General features: G+C 37.9%; 17 protein-coding genes. 5 read left to right on the top strand and 12 right to left on the bottom strand.

Annotated features, from left to right (window positions below):
• Nucleotides 1–24 precede the first annotated feature (24 nt).
• From RF53_RS09125 to RF53_RS09100, 6 genes are all read right to left on the bottom strand, one after another.
• Nucleotides 25–1,032: an isocitrate dehydrogenase gene (locus tag RF53_RS09125; protein ID WP_006793428.1), complete on the bottom strand. Its 1,008-nt coding sequence runs from the start codon at nucleotides 1,030–1,032 to the stop codon at nucleotides 25–27.
• A 186-nt stretch (nucleotides 1,033–1,218) separates the two neighbouring features.
• Nucleotides 1,219–2,907, bottom strand: a complete 1,689-nt coding sequence (locus tag RF53_RS09120) for a hypothetical protein (RefSeq protein WP_039037391.1) — start codon at nucleotides 2,905–2,907, stop codon at nucleotides 1,219–1,221.
• Between the two features lie 7 nt (nucleotides 2,908–2,914).
• On the bottom strand, nucleotides 2,915–3,301 hold the full coding sequence (locus RF53_RS09115) for a DUF3192 domain-containing protein (RefSeq protein WP_033019488.1): 387 nt from the start codon (nucleotides 3,299–3,301) through the stop codon (nucleotides 2,915–2,917).
• A 69-nt stretch (nucleotides 3,302–3,370) separates the two neighbouring features.
• On the bottom strand, nucleotides 3,371–4,144 hold the full coding sequence (gene xni, locus RF53_RS09110) for a flap endonuclease Xni (protein WP_039037390.1): 774 nt from the start codon (nucleotides 4,142–4,144) through the stop codon (nucleotides 3,371–3,373).
• Between the two features lie 10 nt (nucleotides 4,145–4,154).
• Nucleotides 4,155–5,498, bottom strand: coding sequence for a nucleotide 5'-monophosphate nucleosidase PpnN (gene ppnN, locus RF53_RS09105; RefSeq protein ID WP_039037389.1), 1,344 nt, complete (start codon nucleotides 5,496–5,498; stop codon nucleotides 4,155–4,157).
• Between the two features lie 71 nt (nucleotides 5,499–5,569).
• Nucleotides 5,570–7,105, bottom strand: coding sequence for a GGDEF domain-containing protein (locus RF53_RS09100; protein ID WP_039037388.1), 1,536 nt, complete (start codon nucleotides 7,103–7,105; stop codon nucleotides 5,570–5,572).
• A gap of 204 nt (nucleotides 7,106–7,309) precedes the next feature.
• On the opposite strand from RF53_RS09100, the gene RF53_RS09095 reads away from it, so the two are divergent.
• The 5 genes from RF53_RS09095 to RF53_RS09075 all read left to right on the top strand — a co-directional run bounded on the left by RF53_RS09095 (nucleotide 7,310) and on the right by RF53_RS09075 (nucleotide 15,302).
• Nucleotides 7,310–9,091: a M61 family metallopeptidase gene (locus RF53_RS09095; RefSeq protein ID WP_039037387.1), complete on the top strand. Its 1,782-nt coding sequence runs from the start codon at nucleotides 7,310–7,312 to the stop codon at nucleotides 9,089–9,091.
• Between the two features lie 155 nt (nucleotides 9,092–9,246).
• A complete protein-coding gene (locus RF53_RS09090) occupies nucleotides 9,247–11,334 on the top strand; it encodes a bifunctional diguanylate cyclase/phosphodiesterase (protein WP_039037386.1) in 2,088 nt (695 codons plus the stop codon).
• 430 nt (nucleotides 11,335–11,764) lie between these two features.
• Nucleotides 11,765–13,036: an O-acetylhomoserine aminocarboxypropyltransferase/cysteine synthase family protein gene (locus RF53_RS09085; RefSeq protein WP_039037385.1), complete on the top strand. Its 1,272-nt coding sequence runs from the start codon at nucleotides 11,765–11,767 to the stop codon at nucleotides 13,034–13,036.
• Between the two features lie 257 nt (nucleotides 13,037–13,293).
• Nucleotides 13,294–13,674, top strand: a complete 381-nt coding sequence (locus RF53_RS09080; RefSeq protein ID WP_039037384.1) for a BlaI/MecI/CopY family transcriptional regulator — start codon at nucleotides 13,294–13,296, stop codon at nucleotides 13,672–13,674.
• An 11-nt stretch (nucleotides 13,675–13,685) separates the two neighbouring features.
• Complete coding sequence (locus tag RF53_RS09075; RefSeq protein WP_039037383.1) at nucleotides 13,686–15,302, top strand: M56 family metallopeptidase; 1,617 nt, start codon at nucleotides 13,686–13,688, stop codon at nucleotides 15,300–15,302.
• On the opposite strand, the gene RF53_RS09070 is transcribed toward RF53_RS09075, so the two are convergent.
• From RF53_RS09070 to RF53_RS09045, 6 genes are all read right to left on the bottom strand, one after another.
• Complete coding sequence (locus RF53_RS09070; protein WP_039037382.1) at nucleotides 15,297–16,094, bottom strand: glycosyltransferase family 25 protein; 798 nt, start codon at nucleotides 16,092–16,094, stop codon at nucleotides 15,297–15,299. The genes RF53_RS09075 and RF53_RS09070 overlap by 6 nt on opposite strands.
• Nucleotides 16,095–16,157: 63 nt before the next feature.
• Nucleotides 16,158–16,343 carry a DUF1289 domain-containing protein gene (locus RF53_RS09065; RefSeq protein WP_006793440.1) on the bottom strand — a complete coding sequence of 62 codons (186 nt, stop codon included), beginning with the start codon at nucleotides 16,341–16,343 and terminating at the stop codon, nucleotides 16,158–16,160.
• A gap of 2 nt (nucleotides 16,344–16,345) precedes the next feature.
• Nucleotides 16,346–16,876: a hypothetical protein gene (locus RF53_RS09060; protein ID WP_039037381.1), complete on the bottom strand. Its 531-nt coding sequence runs from the start codon at nucleotides 16,874–16,876 to the stop codon at nucleotides 16,346–16,348.
• A 119-nt stretch (nucleotides 16,877–16,995) separates the two neighbouring features.
• Nucleotides 16,996–17,610, bottom strand: coding sequence for a bifunctional phosphoribosyl-AMP cyclohydrolase/phosphoribosyl-ATP diphosphatase HisIE (gene hisIE / locus RF53_RS09055; RefSeq protein ID WP_010556207.1), 615 nt, complete (start codon nucleotides 17,608–17,610; stop codon nucleotides 16,996–16,998).
• Entirely contained in the window at nucleotides 17,601–18,380 is a 780-nt protein-coding gene (hisF, locus tag RF53_RS09050) for an imidazole glycerol phosphate synthase subunit HisF (protein WP_006793443.1), read from the bottom strand. The genes hisIE and hisF overlap by 10 nt, the downstream gene beginning before the upstream one ends.
• Entirely contained in the window at nucleotides 18,362–19,096 is a 735-nt protein-coding gene (locus RF53_RS09045) for a 1-(5-phosphoribosyl)-5-[(5-phosphoribosylamino)methylideneamino] imidazole-4-carboxamide isomerase (protein WP_004586383.1), read from the bottom strand. The genes hisF and RF53_RS09045 overlap by 19 nt, the downstream gene beginning before the upstream one ends.
• Nucleotides 19,097–19,107 lie beyond the last annotated feature (11 nt).

Below are 19,107 nucleotides of genomic sequence, written 5' to 3'. Positions count from 1 at the left end.
GGCTTTTTTGAACGTTTTATTAAATTACAGGCGATCGATCACTGACTGTGTGAAATCAGTTGTTCCGTGGCTGCCACCTAAATCACGTGTAGTACGGTCACCTGATTTAATTACATCAGCAACAGCGCTACGAATTCGCTCCGCTGTGTCACCCATGTTTAAGTGCTCTAGCATTTGAATAGACGCTAAAATTACTGAGGTAGGGTTTGCTAGGTTTTTACCCGCGATATCTGGTGCGCTACCGTGCACAGCTTCAAAAATTGCAGCATCTTCACCAATGTTTGCACCTGGTGCCATACCTAAACCGCCTACTAAGCCAGCACATAGGTCTGATAAAATATCACCAAATAGGTTAGTCGTTACAACAACGTCAAACTCTTCTGGTGTCATTACAAGTTTCATACACGTTGCATCAACAATCATCTCTGTTGATTCAATTTGTGGGTAACGCTCAGCTACTTCACGAGCAACTTTTAAAAATAAGCCAGAAGTAGATTTTAAAATGTTCGCTTTGTGAACCGCTGTTACTTTTTTACGGCCTTCTCGTACCGCAAGCTCATAAGCAAATGTTACGATTTTTTCAGCGCCTTCACGCGTTATTACAGACTTTGCTTCTGCTTCATTACCGTCTTCGCTCACTACTTGGCCAGCGCCTGAGTACATACCTTGTGTATTTTCGCGAATAGTGATGATATCAATATCATCGTAACGTGCTTTAGTGCCTACAAATGATTTTACTGGACGTACGTTAGCGTATAAGCCAAATTGCTTGCGCAGTGTTACGTTAATAGACGTAAAACCTTCACCTACAGGGGTAGTTAACGGGCCCTTAAGTGTGATTTTGTTTTTAGCAATTGTATCAATTGTCTCTTGTGGAAGTAACTCACCTGTTTTTTCTAGAGCGGCTAGGCCAGCATCAACAAATTCATAATCAAAATCGCATCCTGCGGCTTTTAGTATTTCAAGTGCTGAGTCGATGATGCTAGGACCGATGCCGTCGCCTTTGATCACTGTGATGGTTTGTTTGGCCATTATCTTTTCCTTTAAAGAGTTTGATGTGCACATAAATTACTACTCTGAGAGAGTAGCTGCTTGTTAGGTCATTTATGTGAATGGTTGAAAATTTTAAGGGCGCATTTATACCAATTTAACGCTTATTTTGCCAGTTTATAGAATAAATAATGGGTATAACTTGTATTTATAATGGTAATAACCGAACTAAATATTGTTATATATTTGAAGATTTCCTAATTGGTCGTAAAAAGTGCGCTCTTCATTCCAGCCATTTAAGCTTAGTTGTTCACTAAGAATTTGCTGTTGCCATGGGGTTAATTTTAGTTCTGGTTTGAAAACCTGTTGCGCAATAACTTTTAAGGCGACCCATAGCTTATGTTTATTTGTTAGCTGTTTTTTTGCTGTTTGCTCTGCCTGTAACAACGTGTTTGCCCAAGGGTTATCGCTCAGTAATTGTGAAAACAATGCTTCGATGTGTTCATTTTTAATACTTGCTACACCAAAAAATGCACTAAATGGTGAACTTAGCGTTTTGTTAGGCACTTCATCGATAGCTATTTTTCGTGTTAAGTGAGTACTGCATTGGGTTAACATAAAATGAGTATATGCATACAGAGGTAAAGTTATGTGCTCAAATTGATACTGCTTATTAGGTGCTACCAATAAAGCCATTATTTTTACTAAGCTGTCTAATCGATTTACTATAAACCTTTGTAGTGGGTGAGGTGTTGAATTCACCAATTGTTCAAATACAACGCGCTGAATAATCGCAGGTGCGTTATTGTATCCAACCATCGACAAGCTATGGCGGAGATCTTTAGCTGCTTGATGTTCTTTATTATAAGGTTTTACGGCTTCACATACTCGCGCAATAATCTCAGGGTGATGACCCATTATTTTATTCAAACCTTTAAAACTATATTCTTGGTTAACTTTAATTTGACTAATTAACTCAATTAGTTGCCTTGGTTTATCTAAACTGCTTGGCTCGTTAATAGTAATATGTTCACTGTTCCATACACTGTATATAAGCTTTATATCTGCACACTTCCACTGTTTTGGGGTGTCTTTTAGTGAGGCTTTTATTCTATACCAAGCTAATTTCTGTTTATTTTCTGAGTTAACTAAAATGTGTCGGTTTTGTTTGTCGGTCGCTAAATAAACCATACTTTGATCTTGATATATAACTCGGCTACCAGCTAAAAAGGGTCCCACGTCGGCCACGTAAGACTTAACCAAGTGTTGTGCAAACAGATTTGGCGTGCGCAAATATAAGTCGGCCAAAGCTTGATAAAAACTTATGTGCTTTTTAGCAGGGGTATGAGTTATATTCATTGCTATTATATTAGCTAATGCAACAAGCGTAATTCCACCATCGTAAAGCATTGTTTTAGGCGTGTTTACAAGGGCTTGCTTATATTTATTTAGTTTAGCGAGTATATGTGTAATAGGGGCTGCGCTATTGCCGCAGCTCAACATTATTTTTGCTGCAAATTGGTGGCGAAGCTGCCAAATTTTTTTATCATTGGCACTAAATTTAGACTGTTCAGCTAGCTTATTTAACTGCGAACAAACACATATATGCTCCACAAGCGCAGCGCTAATATAAAGTTCGGTAAGTTTTTTATCGTAATTTTGGCTAGCGCATAAGCCGGCGGTAATTACACATTGGCTTATAACTAAATTAGTCGAATAGCTGTATTGAGGATTAAATAACGTTAATTTAGACAACAGTGCATTAGGGCAGTGTTCGTATAAGATTCTATATTGTTCAGCTAATTTACAAGCCATAGGGTATAAGGCTTGCCATTGCTCTTTGTTATTATAGCCGGTTAAAAAACGCTGCGTATTTTCGTGCAGTTGCTTTAAACGATTCGCAAGAGGCTCATCCATTATGCCTTCACCTAACTTCTTCCTGATATTTACTGTACGCACTAGGTCCCCATAAAATGAGCTGGCCATTTTTAAATAATAAACCTGTGCATTCATCCATTGTCGTTATCCCGTCTGACGTAATATGCTGAGTACGATAAAAAATAATCTGTAATACTTGTTCGTTATCCCGCTTAGCAAATGTCAGGTCTGGGCTACCAAGATAATCAAGTACGGTATTGAGTGTAGTTTGAGAATCTAGCGAAAGTTTTTCAATGTAGCGCTTGTTAAATGACTCTCGATCTTGCCAAATCATAGCTTGAGGGTCGTCTTTGTAAAAAGCAATCACCAAAGTTGCAATGAGCGCATATAGCCCCAATCCTAAAATTAAATACCGTATAAACTTTTTCAACACTATTTACCTTAAATACTACCACGGGTATTAGTATACGTTTTGCTATAAATACACGCTATTTACTTGCGACTAATTAAGCCTGAGCTGCTTTAAACTAAACCCTAAATTTATATCTGTTCTTAAACTAACCAATTGTTTGGAGATAACGTACATATCCATATTGGTTTCAAGCTTTTTGCGTAGTCCTGAATTAAGTAATTCATCGCTCAATGCTTCATTTATAGAGGTGTAATTATTAACAAGCTGTTGAGCTGATTTTATACCAACGCCTTTAACACCAGGAATATCATTAGTTTTATCGCCTGCAAGCGCCCAAAAATCGACGAGTTTATTTTTATCTACCCCAAAGCGTTCATGTATTCCAGGTTCATCTAAGTGCTGCCTTTTAAAGTAATCGTAAATATGTATTTCACTGTTTAAATACGGTAAAAATCCCTTGTCAGTGGATACGATAGTACTCGTGATTTTATTATCAGCCGCTTTGCAAGCAAGGGTAGCAATAATATCGTCAGCTTCATCATTTATTGGTTCAAAAACAACAATACCGGTTTCCTCTATTGCTGATTTAAAATGATGCAACGCACTTTTTAGCGTTTCAGGCATTGGGGCTCTTGAGTGTTTGTAATGTTCATAAAAGTGATAACGCCAACTTTTATCCCCATCAAATACCGCAATAGCATGTGTTGCATCCGTTATGCGAAGCATTTTTTTGCATGCTTGAGCTACACGCTCGCTGCAAGTAAGCACCAATTGCTTTTCGTTGCTATGTTTTTGATTTGCGTCAACTGCGTAAATGCGCCTAATTAAATTAAGCGCATCAATTAATAATAAATGGGGTTTCAAACTATACGACTCATGCTTTTATTTTGTAACACGGAATATACTTACTACCAGGAAGTTTCATACGACCTTGATCAACAAAAGCCTGTAAAAGTACATCCATATCTTGCATTAAGGCAGGCTCGCCGCTGAGGGTATAAGGTCCATGTTGTTTAATAGCGCGTACACCCTCATCTTTAACATTACCCGCAACAATACCAGAAAATGCACGTCGTAAGTTTGCTGCAAGCTGTTGTTTTGGTTGATCCAAATGTAGGTCTAAGCTTGCCATATTTTCATGTGTGGGTGCAAAAGGCTGCTGAAAATCGTGATCAATTTTAAGCGTCCAATTAAAGTAATACGCATCGCCTTCACTTTTTCTATACTCGCGTACATTGGCCATTTTAGATTTTAGCTTTTGACCTACTAAACTCGGATCATCAATAATCACTTCAAATTTGTCTAATGCTTCTTTGCCGAGTGTCATTTCAATAAATTCACAGAGTTTTTCAAAGTAATCTTTACTTTGTTTTGGTCCTGTTAAAATAACGGGCAAACACTGCTTTTCGTTATCAGGATGCAATAAAATCCCTAGTAAGTACAATAGTTCTTCGGCAGTGCCCGCACCACCTGGAAAGATAATAATTGCATGAGCTGTGCGTATAAATGCTTCCAACCGTTTTTCTATATCTGGCAAAATAACGAGTTCGTTTACTATTGGGTTAGGGGGTTCAGCTGCAATAATGCTGGGTTCTGTTAACCCTAAATAACGATTGTTTTTAATACGTTGTTTAGCATGGCCAATGGTGGCACCTTTCATTGGACCTTTCATTGCCCCAGGTCCACAACCAGTACAAATATTCAATCCACGCAAGCCAAGTTCATAACCCACTTGTTTGGTGTACTTGTACTCAGTTTCGTTTATTGAATGTCCACCCCAACAAACCACCATATTAGGCTCGCTGTTTACACGAAGTGCATGCGCATTTCTGAGCATATCAAACACCATATGAGTTATGGCTTTTTGTTCTTGCAGGTCTTTTTCGTACTTTTGACAAATAAATAAAATATCGCGAATAACTGAAAATATATGTTCGTGTATACCGGTGATTATTTCACCATCTACAAAGGCTGTTTTTGGAGGGTTTTCAAGCTCAATTTTTATACCTCGCTCTCGGCTAAGCAAACGAATATCAAAATCTTTATACTTGTCGTATATTTGAGAACTTTCGTCTGTGTGGCTGCCTACATTGAGTACCGCCAACACGCAATTCCTAAATAATTTATAACGTTCACTGGTAGAAGATTGTTCTAATAAATCAACCTCCAACTGAGATAGTAAATCTAATACACCAGTTGGGTTTAACTGTATTAACATGGGCGTACTCCTTGCTATTTATGTAAATTACTACTGAGTCATACATTTACAATATTTATAATCGAATGACATTATTTACTTATACAAAGGCGGTCTCTACCTGAATTTTTGGCTTCATACAGAGCGTCGTCGGCTCTATCAAAAGCTTTAATTGGCGTATCACCTTTTTTTAATTGCGTAGCGCCTACGGAGATAGTTATTTCAATTTGCTTGTCTTTAAATTTAAACGGGATACTTTTTATAACCTTTCTGAGTTTTTCAAGCGGTGCAACTGCATTATCAACAGTGGTTTCGCTCATTAATAGCACAAATTCTTCACCGCCATATCGTGCTATAAAATCAGATTTTCGTATCGACTTTTGTAATGCTTTTGCAATAACTTGCAACGTTATATCGCCAGCTGTGTGGCCAAATCTATCGTTAATTGACTTAAAGTGGTCAACATCGATAACGACCAGCGTAACATTTGATTGCTGAACATTAAATAAATGCATTTCGTGATTGTAACGTTCGTCAAAAGCGGCTCTATTAGGTAATTTTGTTAACCCGTCCAGCAGGCTTTTAAAACGTTGATCGTTTAAGCGTTTTTTGTATTTTGTAAGCTTTGTTTCAAGCGTGCCAATACGGCCATTAATCTCATTAAAACTAGATACAAGTATTTCTCTGTCTTCGCGTTCTAGTTTTTCTTTTGCCATAAAGTCTTGAGTTAACGACTTTAACTCATTATCAACAAGCTCTTTTAATGATGAAATAGAAGTCGCAGATTGTGTTTTTTCGTTTAAGCTTTCTATTTTACTTTTAATACTTTTATTTAGGTTTTCAAACTCAGTCCCCATTGAGGTTGAGTGCTTACTTGTAGCGACTATTGATTTGTGTAGTTCTTCAATTGTTTGGTTAAGCGACGATAAAAAGCTTTGAGCTGACTCTCGTTCTTTATTTATATTTTTAACAACAACAGTAATTATATTTATGGCCGTATCGAGCAAAGACCCTAAATTATCGCTTTCAGATATAATGCTCTTAATACGTTTAATTTCTACAGTTGCTTCATCTTCAAGAACTAAGTCGTTAGCGAGTTCAAGCAGCTTTTGCGCTAGTGCAGGCGTGGCCTCACAGCTAATATTGCTATCAGCACGTAGCTTTGTGTTTAATGCCTGATGATAAAAGCTTATTAATTTTTCTAGTAGCGGAATAAAGTCATGAGTGGAGTGGACGTTATTCATTTCGTGATCAAGTAAGTTTCTTAACGAGCGGCGTGTACCCTCTGGCAAGCCTTTGGTTTTTTGTAGTTGTCTGCCAGCAGATAAAACACTTTCTTGCAGGTCACGTTGCTGCGATAGTTGTATGGCTTCTTGCTTTTTTAACAGCTCTATTGTTTCGTCGATTAAAGGGGATAAATCGTCAAAACCAACGCCTTTATTTAATGCGCTTCTAAAGTTAGCAAGTCTGTTATCAAGTTCCGTATCTAGACCCTTACAGGCTAAAGATAATTTAGATGAGAAAATAGAAAGGGTGTCTACTTGATGTTTTCGCGCGTCTTCAAGTGCCATGCGCGCACCAATTGCTTGTTTAAGTTTTTTCTCTGTAGCAGTAGATTTTTCTGACACCTAGGCAAGCCACCATGATTTGTAATTTTATTATTCTAAGTCTACAACAAATTTATATTAAGTGTAGTTATCTCGGTAAAAACTCTATAATTTTATTAACCTAGTGCGTACAAACTCGTATACATGAGTGTTTATCGCTTTTAATTCACATTTAAATGTTCGCTTGTTAACCTTGAATACAATTAAGGTCTTAATTAGGTTTCTATGAAAAAGTTATTAGTTTTATCAATTTGTGCTGCGTTATCTGCATCTGCATTTGCAGATGTTAACTACTCATTGAGTATTGAACAGCCCCAACACCATCTTGGTGATGTGCGCGTTCAATTCCCTAAATCAGCACAAGCCCATCTTGATATTAAATTACCTTCTTGGCGCACCGGTCGTTATGAAATACTAAATCTTGCCAATGGCGTACGTTACTTTAACCCAACAGATAAAGAGGGTAATCCTTTAAAGTGGGAAAAAATTGATCACAGCACATGGCGTGTTCACATTGATACACCAACAGAAGTAAGTGTAGGGTATCAGGTCTATGCAAACGAGCTTGGTAAACGTGCTCGCCATATTGATGATAGCCACGCTTTTATAGACGCTTCTGGCTTTTTTATGTTTAGCGAATCATTTCGACAAGAGCCTGTAACGGTTAATTTAGATGTTCCGAAACAGTGGCGTTCAGTATCTGGAATGGATAATTTAGATTCCACTCATTCGTTCAAGGCAGCTAATTACGATGTGCTTGTGGACTCGCCTATCGAAACAGGTATTAACCAACTTCACTCATTTAACGTTGATGGACGTGAGTACGAATTAGTTATTTGGGGAGAGGGTAACTACGACGTTGAATTAATGCTGCGTGATCTTAAAAAGCTAGTAACAACCGGTAATGTAATTTGGGATAGTTACCCATATGAGCGGTATGTATTTATGGTGCATGCTACTTCTGGCGCTGGTGGTGCAACCGAGCATTTAAATTCGACCATAATTCAAAGGCCGCGTGATCGATTTGGCTCTCGTGAAGATTATTTAGGTTTCATAAGCACAGCAGCTCATGAGTTTATTCATACTTGGAATGTAAAAGCATATCGTCCAAATGGATTGGTACCTTACGATTACACCAATATGAATTACTCAAAATTACTTTGGATTGCAGAAGGCTCAACAAGCTACTTTGAGGATCATTTATTAGTGCGTTCAGGCATTGAAACGACAGATGAGTTCTTTAAAGGCCTAACAAAAACCATAAATCGACACTTACAAACACCAGGCAGAGAAGTTCAAAGTGCCAGTGAAACGAGTTTTGATAAATGGATTAACCAAGGTGGGGATCACGGACGCAACTACAGTACCAACATATATTCAGAAGGCTCATTGTTGTCAATGGTACTTGATATTGACTTACTAGAAAAAACAGCGGGAAAAGTAAGTTACCGTGATGTGCATAAAGCACTATATAACAATCATAAGCTACCAGCGGGCTTCGATGAAAAAGACGTACTAAGCATTTTACAAAACCTGACAGGTCTCGATTATTCAAATTGGTGGGAAGAGCATGTTGACTCACCTGCAAATATTAATTTTGACGAGTTGCTTAATAAAGTAGGTTTGACTTTAGAGCGACCAAAAGTTGCTAAGGCTATTGCCAGCATAGACGCAGTGGCTAAAAATACCGGCCAGCTTTTAACATTAACGCATGTTCAACGCGGTGGTAGCGCGTGGAAAGCAGGCTTAACAACTAACGATAAAATTGTAGCTATTAATAAGCTCCATGTTAATAAAGATTTAAAGTCTAGCCTTGAGACGTTTAAACCTGGTGATAAAGTAGTTATTGACTTTATTCGTCGTGATGCATTACAAAGCCTCACATTAGTATTAACTGAAAAGTTTGATAAACCTAAAAAGGTAACTGCTAATTTACAAGCAAGTGAGAAACAAAAAGCCCTTTTCAAAGCTTGGATGGGTGTTGAGCACCCCAATGATACTAAATAGCATTTAAAAATAGTAATAAAGGAGCTAAGGCTCCTTTTTTATTGCTCCAACAATTAATAATAAACCTAAGCTTATTTTTTAAATATATGTGTATGGAAATTCAACAATTAACTTCTATTATAAAATAAGGAAATTTTAAAGGAGATAGACTCAGCATGACTGCCAACTCAATTGTAAATCAATTATCTAAACAGTTTGTAACTAACGATTCATTGCACCAATTATTTGAAAGTGTTAATTCAATCTCAGTGCAAGGTTATGATGAGCAAAGACGAGTTGTGTATTGGAACAAAGGGAGTGAACTCCTTTATGGCTATAAACAAGAGGAAGCACTTGGAAAGAAGCTAGAAGAACTGATAGTACCAGCCCCTATGAGAGACATGGTAATTGAGGCTCATACAAAGTGGATCAATGAAGGCGTAGCAATCCCTGCTGCAGAAATATTACTTAAACATAAAAATGGAACTGACATATACGTTTATTCAAGCCACGCAATGTTTGAAAATGAATTTAAAAACAAGCAAATGTATTGTATAGACATTAATTTGTCGGATGTCAAAAAAGCCCAAGCCATTGCCACATTTAAAGAACAAATGCTAAAAACCATTTTTGAAGCAATCCCAGACTTGCTTTTTTTAATGGACTATAATGGAATAATTATCGATTACCATGCTAATAATCAAGATGCCCTCTATGTCTCCCCTGACCAATTTGTTGGTAATAATATGCTTGATATTTTACCGAAGAGTGTTGCTAAAAAGTTTGAAATTTACATAGAAAAAGCAATTGAACAAGATGAAATTGTAACGTTTAAATATGAGCTGTCCGTTCCTCAAGGGCAGGTGTATTTTGAAGCAAGAATTAACAAAGTTTTAAAATACGACCAAATAATGATAATTACTCGAGATATAACAGAACAACACCAATCAGAGCAACTCATTCGTAAACAAGCTTATTTCGATAGCCTTACACAATTACCAAACCGTTTACTCGCTCTTGACCGTTTATCACAGCTAACAGTTGAGGCGACTCGTAATGATGAAAAAGCAGCGGTATTTTTCTTAGATTTAGATGATTTTAAAAAAATTAACGATTCACTAGGTCATGAAGCAGGCGATAAAGTTTTAATTGAAACAGCCAATCGTTTACAAAGGGCATTAAGAAAAGCTGACACAATTGGTCGCTTAGGTGGCGACGAGTTCATTATTTTGTCAAAAGGAATTTCCACTCAACAAAATGCCGTGGGTATTGCCGAAAAACTCCTGCAGAATTTTCGAGAACCTTTCACAATTGAGGGGCGAGAGTTAATGTTAACAATTAGCATTGGGGTAGCAATCTTTCCAGATAATGGCAAATCTGTGTCTGACTTATTAAGAAACGCCGATACGGCAATGTATCAAGCCAAAGCTCTGGGTCGAAATACATACTCGTTTTTTACTAATCAAATGAATACTGTAATCCAACGACGCTTAACAATAGAAGAGCAAATGCGAGGTGCTTTGCAGCGCAATGAATTCATTCTTTATTACCAACCGCAATTTGATGTTAAAAAGAACGAAATTATAGGGGCAGAAGCATTACTCAGGTGGCTAAACCCTGTACTAGGCAGTGTGGCACCAGATGAGTTTATCCCTATTGCAGAAAAAACAGGCGTGATCATATCTATTGGTGAGTTTGTTATTGAAGAGTCACTTAGTTTACTCAATCGATGGAAGAACGTAGAACAGCTCAACAGAAATTTTTCAATTGCAGTAAATTTATCTCCTAGCCAATTTAAAGACCTGAGCCTGTTCAACTTTATCAAAACATCGTTATCAAATGCGAACATTGAACCTCAAAGTCTTGAACTTGAAATTACAGAAGGTGTTTTAATGAGTGGAGAGTCCAGCATTACAGACACATTAAACGATATAACAAATTTAGGTGTTATATTGTCAATGGATGATTTTGGCACAGGTTATTCCTCGTTAAGTTATTTAAGGAAGTACCCGTTTAATGTACTAAAAATAGACCGTGGTTTTATAAATGGGATTACAAAAAATAATGAGGATTACAGTTTAGTAGAAGCAACAATTGCCATGTCACATGGTTTAGGGTTAAAAGTTGTCGCTGAAGGCGTAGAAACAAAAGAACAACTCACAATATTAAAAGAACTTGGTTGCGATCTAGCTCAAGGATATTATTTTAGTAAACCAATACCTGAGCAGGACCTCATTGATTTTTCGATACGTTTTTATAGTTAACTTGCAGTAAACCTTGTAACGGGTGCGATGTAACTACCGTGTTTAAATAACATTTTTTAAATGGTTTTCTAATTCAAACATAAATCGATTTAAGACTTCGTTTAATTTATTACTTCCATATACAGCAGCATGAAGGCGTATTTGTTGGGTTTTTACTGTGCCATGGCTCTTAAATCGGTCGAGTTATATCAGTACTTCACATTCAGCGTCTGCTATCTATTGAGGTGATAATTTAATAGACAATAAGAATTAACAAGTTTAGTTCATGCTCTAGTATTAGCTGGTAGGTGCTCTAAAATAAAATCAACTAGTTTAATCTTAAATTGTGTATTTATTGATTATAATATCTCTTTATTTTGCTTTTATATTTTTATGTGCATTTAATTACCTTTAAGTGGTATGTTTTAATAATTTACTAAAGGAATTAATTATGAAATTAGAGTCATTAGCACTGCACCATGGTTACGAGTCTGAAGAAACCACGAAATCAGCAGCAGTACCTATTTACAATACCTCATCCTACACGTTTGATAACACGCAACACGGTGCAGATTTATTCGACTTAAAAGTACCAGGTAATATTTACACCCGCATAATGAACCCTACTAATGCCGTGCTTGAACAGCGTATTGCTGCAATGGAAGGGGGCATTGGTGCGCTAGCGGTAGCCTCGGGCATGGCAGCTATTACCTATGCGATTCAATGCTTATGTGAAGTAGGCACTAATATTGTCAGCACCAGCCAAGTATATGGCGGTACGTATAATTTATTTGCCCATACATTACCCCGCCAAGGTATTGAAGCGCGTATGATTAAGGCTGATGACTTTAGCGCATTCGAAGATGCCATTGATGACAACACCCGTGCTGTTTTTTGTGAATCTATCGGTAACCCTGCAGGTAATATTGTCGATATTGAGCGTTTAGCTAAGATTGCTCATAGCAAAGGTGTGCCGCTAATTGTTGATAATACTGTGGCGACCCCGTATTTATGCCGTCCATTTGAGTTAGGTGCCGATATAGTGGTTCATTCACTGACAAAGTATATAAACGGACACGGTACAGCTATTGGCGGTATGATTGTTGATTCAGGTAAATTTGATTGGAAAGCCAATGCCACACGTTTTGCAATGATGAATGAGCCCGATCCGTCGTATCATAATGTTGTGTATACCGACGCTTTTGCAGAAGCAGCCTTTATTGGACGTTGTAGAGTAGTGCCACTGAGAAATACTGGTGCAGCGCTTGCCCCTAAAAACGCATCTGACATTTTAATCGGCCTTGAAACCTTAGGCTTAAGAATGGATCGCCACTGCGAAAACGCGCAGCAACTGGCTGAATACTTAGAAAATCACCCTAAAGTTCTTTGGGTTAACTACGCGGGTTTAACATCAAGCCCTTATAACGCAATGAGTAAAAAAATTACCAGTGGTAAGGCCTCAGGCATTTTAAGTTTTGGTATCGCGGGCGGACTTGATGCAGGCACGCGTTTTATTGATGCGCTAAATATGATCCTGCGTTTAGTTAATATTGGCGATGCTAAATCGCTGGCTTGTCATCCAGCATCAACCACGCACCGTCAATTAAACGATGAAGAGCTTGCAAGCGCAGGTGTGAGCCGCGATTTAATTCGCCTATCAGTCGGTATTGAAAACATTGCTGACATAATTGCGGATGTAAGCCAAGCGCTCGATAAAGCATAGTTACCTCACTACCTTTCATAAAAAGCTTAAAACATAAAAAGCGTTAGTTGAAAATACACTCTCGTTTTTTATGTTTTTCTAAAATCGATTAATAAGTATACCTCTTTATTTTATCTACCTTTTTTATAAAACCTTCCTAAGACTTTTATATTTCTACCGTTTGTTTTTTATTCATATGACAATTTTGTATTGACACTAAGATTACTTACTACTACATTTGTAACAGTACAACTACAAATGTAGTAATAGGAGCGACAATGAAACTTAGTGATTTTGAAATGGATATTATGCAGCTGCTCTGGCAGGAAGAACCCTGTACTGCGAGTCAACTACATAAAGTACTTTTATCAGATAAACAAAAAGATAAAAAAGTAGCTTATACAACGGTTAAAACCATTGTTGATAGGCTAGAGCAAAAAGGTGCTATAGAGCGCTGTGGGCTTGAAGGGCGAGCTATCGTATTTAGAACAATCGTGACTCAAGACACGTTATCGGAGCAAGCTATGCCTAGTTTTATGCAACGATTTTTTAAAGGTAATTCTCGTAGTTTAATTGCCCACTTTATCAAAGAAGAAAAGCTAAATGATGAAGATATAGAATACTTACAAACGCTTTTAAAAAATAAGAAGTTAGATTAAAGGAGAGGGTAATGACGGATTATTTACTAACTTGCACGCTTATTAGCTTATGTATTTTACTTACAGTAAAAGGATTAAAAAATGCCCCTGCACGATTAAACTTTTACATTTTAATGATTGCCTTGGCATGTTGGTTTGTCCCTTGGCAGTACTTTTCCCAGCTACCGTTATTTGAAGGGACAAATCGTTACACATTCAACGTGGCGCAATTAATTCCCGATGTTAAAGCATTAATACCAAACGCTGAACAAGTAGCAACTAAGGACGAATTACAAAGCGATATGGGTATATGGGACTTATTGCCATCACTTAGTAATGTTTTTATGGTTTTAGTTTTAGCCGGTTTTGGATTGTTTTTATTACGCATGGGCTTATATGTAAAGCTTATAAAAAATCTATACATTAACTCAAAGCCAAGTCCTGAACTTAAACACATCAACAATCAGTATCCAATTAGGCTAACAACCCATACAGAGCCAGCTTTTGCTACCGGATTAATAAAGCCTGTTATTTGGTTAGAGTCGACGATGATAAATCGTGAAGAATTAGATTCAGTCATTCAGCACGAGGCAACCCATTTACAACAAGGTGATATTTATTGGACGTGGCTTATTTGTTTTATAGAAAGCGTTTTATGGTGGAATCCTATCTGCTTAAAGTTAACTGGTTTAGCGCGAGAACAACTTGAACTGAGCTGTGACGAATTGTGTATGGAAAAGCTAAAAGATAAATACCAATTAGATTTAGCCAGTTTATTACTAAAAAAGCAAAACGTTATAAATAAAAACAACTTTTTTACCCCCCCACTTTTGAATATTGCTCATTCTAAGAGCTTTAATATTCAGAGGATCAAAATGTTAAACAAGGAAAAAACAATGAAAAGTAAATATTTGGTTATGGTCGCGGCGGCAATGTCTTTTAGTGCTTTAGCTGCAGCGCAAATTGTAGATGGTAATACGAGTAGTAAACAGCAAAGTAGTAAAACTTCTCAGGTACCTGTAAAAAGTGAAGCTTATAATCAACAACTTGCACAACTTCTTAAAAGTGCAGCAGGGGCAAAAAGTGATAACTCTGAACTGTTAACCCAAGCTGCGCAAGGCATTCAACAATGGCACTTAAATAGAGATAAACTTGCTGGTTTTGAAGAAGCTGAAATCAAACTACAAAGCTTTAGGCTGCTAAATCACGTTTACTCTAAACTTGAGCAATATGAAGATATATTAAGTGCTTACGAAAAATGGTATGAGCCTGGTAGTAACCCGCCTTACTTTTTAAAAAATTCACTAGCAACCGCGTATATACAACTAGGGCGTTATGAGCTTGCAGTTGTAGAGCTTGAAGATTTATCAAAACAGCTTGGAGGGAAACTACATGTTGGCTCTTCTGATAACTTAGCACTGGCATATATTTACCTTGCTGATTACGATAAGGCATTAAAAACTCTAGAGCAGGTTGATGCAAAAGATGATGTATACGGAAATATCCTTAAATACTATGTTTATGATAAACAAAATAACCGCAAAAAGATGAACGAAATCAGTAGTAAAATCCCAGAAGTATTTGCAGTTACCCCTGCGTTATTACCGCAAACTGGCATACCAGGTTCTCAGCTTTTAAGGATGTTATAAGCGTTGAGTAATTAAACTTGGAGCCTTTGAGGCTCCTTTTTCATTCTGTTTAAATTTTTTTACAAAGGCGCTTGTATAAACCTTATTAAAGATACAGCTTTTAATTTGTTGTGCTTTACGCCTCAAAAAAGCTTTTTTAACCTTGGTTTTAGTAGCGCAGCTTGCAATATCGCTCTGTATGTCGGTATTTTGCGAAACAGGGTATGGCATAAGCGAAAAACCATTTACGTGGGTTTCCCAAATATGTTGTAAGTCGCAATCTACAGGGCGGCCAAATTGAGCTGTGGCTTTAAGTAATTGTTTAGCCCCTTCATAGCTTATTGCTGTAGCGCAGCAGCCAGTCATTAGCTTTTTATGTATGACTAATCGCTGGTGGTTATTTAGGTTTTGCTGATAGGCAATAGGGCGAGTGCGGTTTTCATAGGCTGCGAGTTTAATAAGTTGCCAGGGCTGGTTTAACTGCTCAATATTTTTAATCGCATTATGAATGCTGTCATCAATATAAAAATCATCCTCTAGCACAATCGCGTATTTTAATTTCTCATCAACTATTTTTTGCCATGCTTTACGGTGGCTTAAATAGCAGCCAATTTGGCCATTGCTTAGCGGATAGTGATACTGTTGTTTATTCAATTGCGGGCTGTAATGTAGGTACTTTTGTAGTGTACTCAATTGTGCGCCATCTACGGCATCAATACGTTCAAATGGCAAGCTAACACGTGCCAGTTGCGTTTGAGTATTTGCGAGTCGCTGCGTTGAGCGCGCTAAGTTTATTACAAATAATGCTGCCATGATGTTCACCCCCTAGCGTTTTCAGCAATACTAAAGAGGGGCTGTTACACGCAAGTGGCAAATTTATGGATTTTTTAAGTCAGCTCGCGGCTGTGCTAAAATGGCGTTTTTTTCTTCTTGAGAGAGAATGATCCAATCAAATATTTCTTCATTAGTTCGACCGCACCCAGTGCAATAACCGCTGCGACGTTCACATATGCCTAAACAGTCGCTTTTTAATTTAGATGTGTTTTTATTCGTTTTTCGCATTATTAAAATCCTAACGGTGGAGCAATTTCAAAGCGAGTAGAAAACCCATTACCTTCTTGATTTGTAGACAGTGTAATAACCGGATTTTTAGTATCAAGTACAAAGGTGCTGTAAATTGAACTGGCTGTTTCTTTTTGGCTTTCAAACCAACCTGTTTTTGATAGGCATTGGCGTAACTGTTCAGCAAGTGTTTGATGCGAATTTACTGCATGCGTTTGCGCTTTAACAGGTGTTTGGCATTGGTAACTTACTTGCTCAGACTTATTTAAAGTAATTGTACAGGCAGATCCAATGATATGAGTATTAGTGCGCCATTGGTTTGAAAACGGGTTATTCACTTTATCTGTTTTGATTGAATTAAAACCAAACTCATAACCATTTATTAGTTTATTTATGCTGCTACATTCATCGGATGTGACTGTGGTTTTTACAGACTGATTCGTTGTAGTAGCTTTGGTTGTAGTCTGATTAGTTTTGCTTGTACAGCCCGCTAAAATAAACACGATAATAAGAAGGATAATATAGTTTTTCATAGTTCACAGTAACCGATAAATTGAGCCATGCACTATAACACACATCATTTATTCAACTAAAAGGGAAAATAAAAAGGCCCATAAAATATGAGCCTCTTTTTAACTTACTTTAGCACGCGTTATTTATGGCGACCTTGCAGGCATTTTACAACGTCTTCTAGGGCTAAGCCTTGGCGTTGTAGTAATACAGTAAGATGATAAATTAAATCAGCCGATTCGTTAGTAAGCTCATCGTTATCGTGCTTCATTGCGGCAAGCGCTACTTCTACGCCTTCTTCGCCCACTTTTTGACAGCTACGGCTTAAGTCTTTAGCAAATAATGAAGCGGTGTAGCTTTTTGCTGGGTCGTCGTTTTTACGCTCAACAATCACATCTTCTAATTGCGCTAAAAAGCTTAGGCTAGGTTTTGCATCATCACCAAAGCAGCTTTGTGTGCCTAAGTGACATGTTGGGCCTTCTGGATTAGCCAGTACTAAAATTGAGTCGTAGTCACAATCGGTATGCACCGATACTACGTTTAAGTAGTTTTCTGATGACTCACCTTTGGTCCATAAACGTGACTTTGAACGCGAGTAAAAGGTTACTTTGTTACTTTCAAGCGTTACCTTTAGTGCTTCGCTGTTCATGAAGCCTTGCATTAAAATAACACCAGAGCGAGCATCTTGAACAATCGCAGGGATCATTTCGCTTTTAGCAAAATCTACTTGAGTTTGGTTTTGTTGTGTTACTTGCATAGTCTTGCTGCCACTTGGTTATCAGTTAAAAATTGTTTTAATTCGCCAATGTTAATCACATTTTTGTGAAAAACGCTTGCTGCTAATGCGCCATCGACTTCGCTTTGTTTAAATACATCAACAAAGTCTTGCATACTGCCTGCACCGCCTGATGCGATTAAAGGAATATTACACAATGCGCGCATTTTACTTAGCTGTTCATTGTCGTAACCGTTACGTACGCCATCTTGGTTCATACAGTTTAAAACAATTTCGCCTGCGCCTAAGTCTTGTACGCGTTTAACCCATTCCTCGGTTTTGTAACGTGTACGGCTTGATGCATTAGGATCGCCGGTTAATTGATACACTAAATACTCGCCGGTCACTTCATCGTAAAAGCTATCAATACCTACAACAACACATTGCTTACCAAATTCATCGTGTAGCTCTTTTATAAGCTCAGGGCGGGCAATAGCAGGGCTGTTAATACTTATTTTGTCAGCGCCACGCTCTAGTACACGTGCTGCATCGGCTACCGATTTAATACCGCCAGCCACACAAAATGGAATATCGATGTGGCGGGCAATGCTCTCTACCCAATTTACATCAAGTAGGCGTTTTTCAACACTTGCGCTGATTTCATAAAAAACCAGTTCATCGGCGCCGGCATCGCTGTATGCTTTTGCCATTGTTAAAATATCGCCCACTATTTCGTGGCCTTTAAATTTAACGCCTTTAACTACCTGGCCGTCTTTTACATCTAAACACGGGATTATGCGTTTTGATAACATGCCAACGCCTCCTCAACACTAAATGCGCCATCAAGTAGTGACTTACCTAAAATAACGCCACCTACACCAAGCTCTTTAAGCTTTTTAATGTCATCAAGTGAACTTACGCCACCCGAAGCTTGCACTTTAATGCTGCTGTTATGGCGAGTTAAATCTTCGTAAAGCTCAAACGATGGGCCAGTCATGGTGCCATCTTTACTGATGTCCGTACATAAAAAGTCAATAACGCCCAAGCTTACATAAAAATCTACAAGCTCAAGTAAACCAAACTCAGATTCACTTAACCAACCATGGGTTGCAGGAGCCCAGCCCGTGGCTGTTTTATTTACATCAAGGGCAATAACAAAGTGCTCTGCGCCAAATTGTTCTATCCAGGCTTTTACTTGCTCGCGTTTTTCTACCGCCATTGAACCAATAACAACTTGGTTAGCACCGGCTTTTAGCCAATCGCTTACATCCTGCTCTGAGCGAATACCGCCGCCCACTTGATACGGTACGTTAAGCGCTTTAGTTGCAGCTTGAATATGTTGCCACTGTTTTTTACTTGGATCGCGTGCGCCTTCTAAATCTACAAGGTGCAATTTACCTGCGCCGCTATCGGCGTATTCTTTTAAACGTGCGCCAAGCTCAAAAGGGTAAAACTGAGCGGTGTCGTACTTACCTTGGTATAAACGAACAATTTGATTTTGTAATACGTCTAATGCTGGAATAATCACAAATAATCTCT

The organism is Pseudoalteromonas sp. ECSMB14103 (genome assembly GCF_000813065.1).
Taxonomy (GTDB): domain Bacteria; phylum Pseudomonadota; class Gammaproteobacteria; order Enterobacterales; family Alteromonadaceae; genus Pseudoalteromonas; species Pseudoalteromonas marina.
Note: the sequence above shows the minus strand (reverse complement) of the source record. Positions and strands in the feature narration are given on the sequence as shown.

Bases quoted from the DNA above. Each gene is read 5' to 3' on its own strand.
- RF53_RS09125 (WP_006793428.1), bottom strand. From the start codon at position 1,032: ATGGCCAAACAAACCATCACAGTGATCAAAGGCGACGGCATCGGTCCT.
- RF53_RS09120 (WP_039037391.1), bottom strand. From the start codon at position 2,907: ATGGATGAGCCTCTTGCGAATCGTTTAAAGCAACTGCACGAAAATACG.
- ppnN (WP_039037389.1), bottom strand. From the start codon at position 5,498: ATGTTAATACAGTTAAACCCAACTGGTGTATTAGATTTACTATCTCAG.
- RF53_RS09095 (WP_039037387.1), top strand. From the start codon at position 7,310: ATGAAAAAGTTATTAGTTTTATCAATTTGTGCTGCGTTATCTGCATCT.
- RF53_RS09090 (WP_039037386.1), top strand. From the start codon at position 9,247: ATGACTGCCAACTCAATTGTAAATCAATTATCTAAACAGTTTGTAACT.
- RF53_RS09085 (WP_039037385.1), top strand. From the start codon at position 11,765: ATGAAATTAGAGTCATTAGCACTGCACCATGGTTACGAGTCTGAAGAA.
- RF53_RS09080 (WP_039037384.1), top strand. From the start codon at position 13,294: ATGAAACTTAGTGATTTTGAAATGGATATTATGCAGCTGCTCTGGCAG.
- RF53_RS09075 (WP_039037383.1), top strand. From the start codon at position 13,686: ATGACGGATTATTTACTAACTTGCACGCTTATTAGCTTATGTATTTTA.
- RF53_RS09070 (WP_039037382.1), bottom strand. From the start codon at position 16,094: ATGGCAGCATTATTTGTAATAAACTTAGCGCGCTCAACGCAGCGACTC.
- RF53_RS09065 (WP_006793440.1), bottom strand. From the start codon at position 16,343: ATGCGAAAAACGAATAAAAACACATCTAAATTAAAAAGCGACTGTTTA.
- RF53_RS09060 (WP_039037381.1), bottom strand. From the start codon at position 16,876: ATGAAAAACTATATTATCCTTCTTATTATCGTGTTTATTTTAGCGGGC.
- hisIE (WP_010556207.1), bottom strand. From the start codon at position 17,610: ATGCAAGTAACACAACAAAACCAAACTCAAGTAGATTTTGCTAAAAGC.
- hisF (WP_006793443.1), bottom strand. From the start codon at position 18,380: ATGTTATCAAAACGCATAATCCCGTGTTTAGATGTAAAAGACGGCCAG.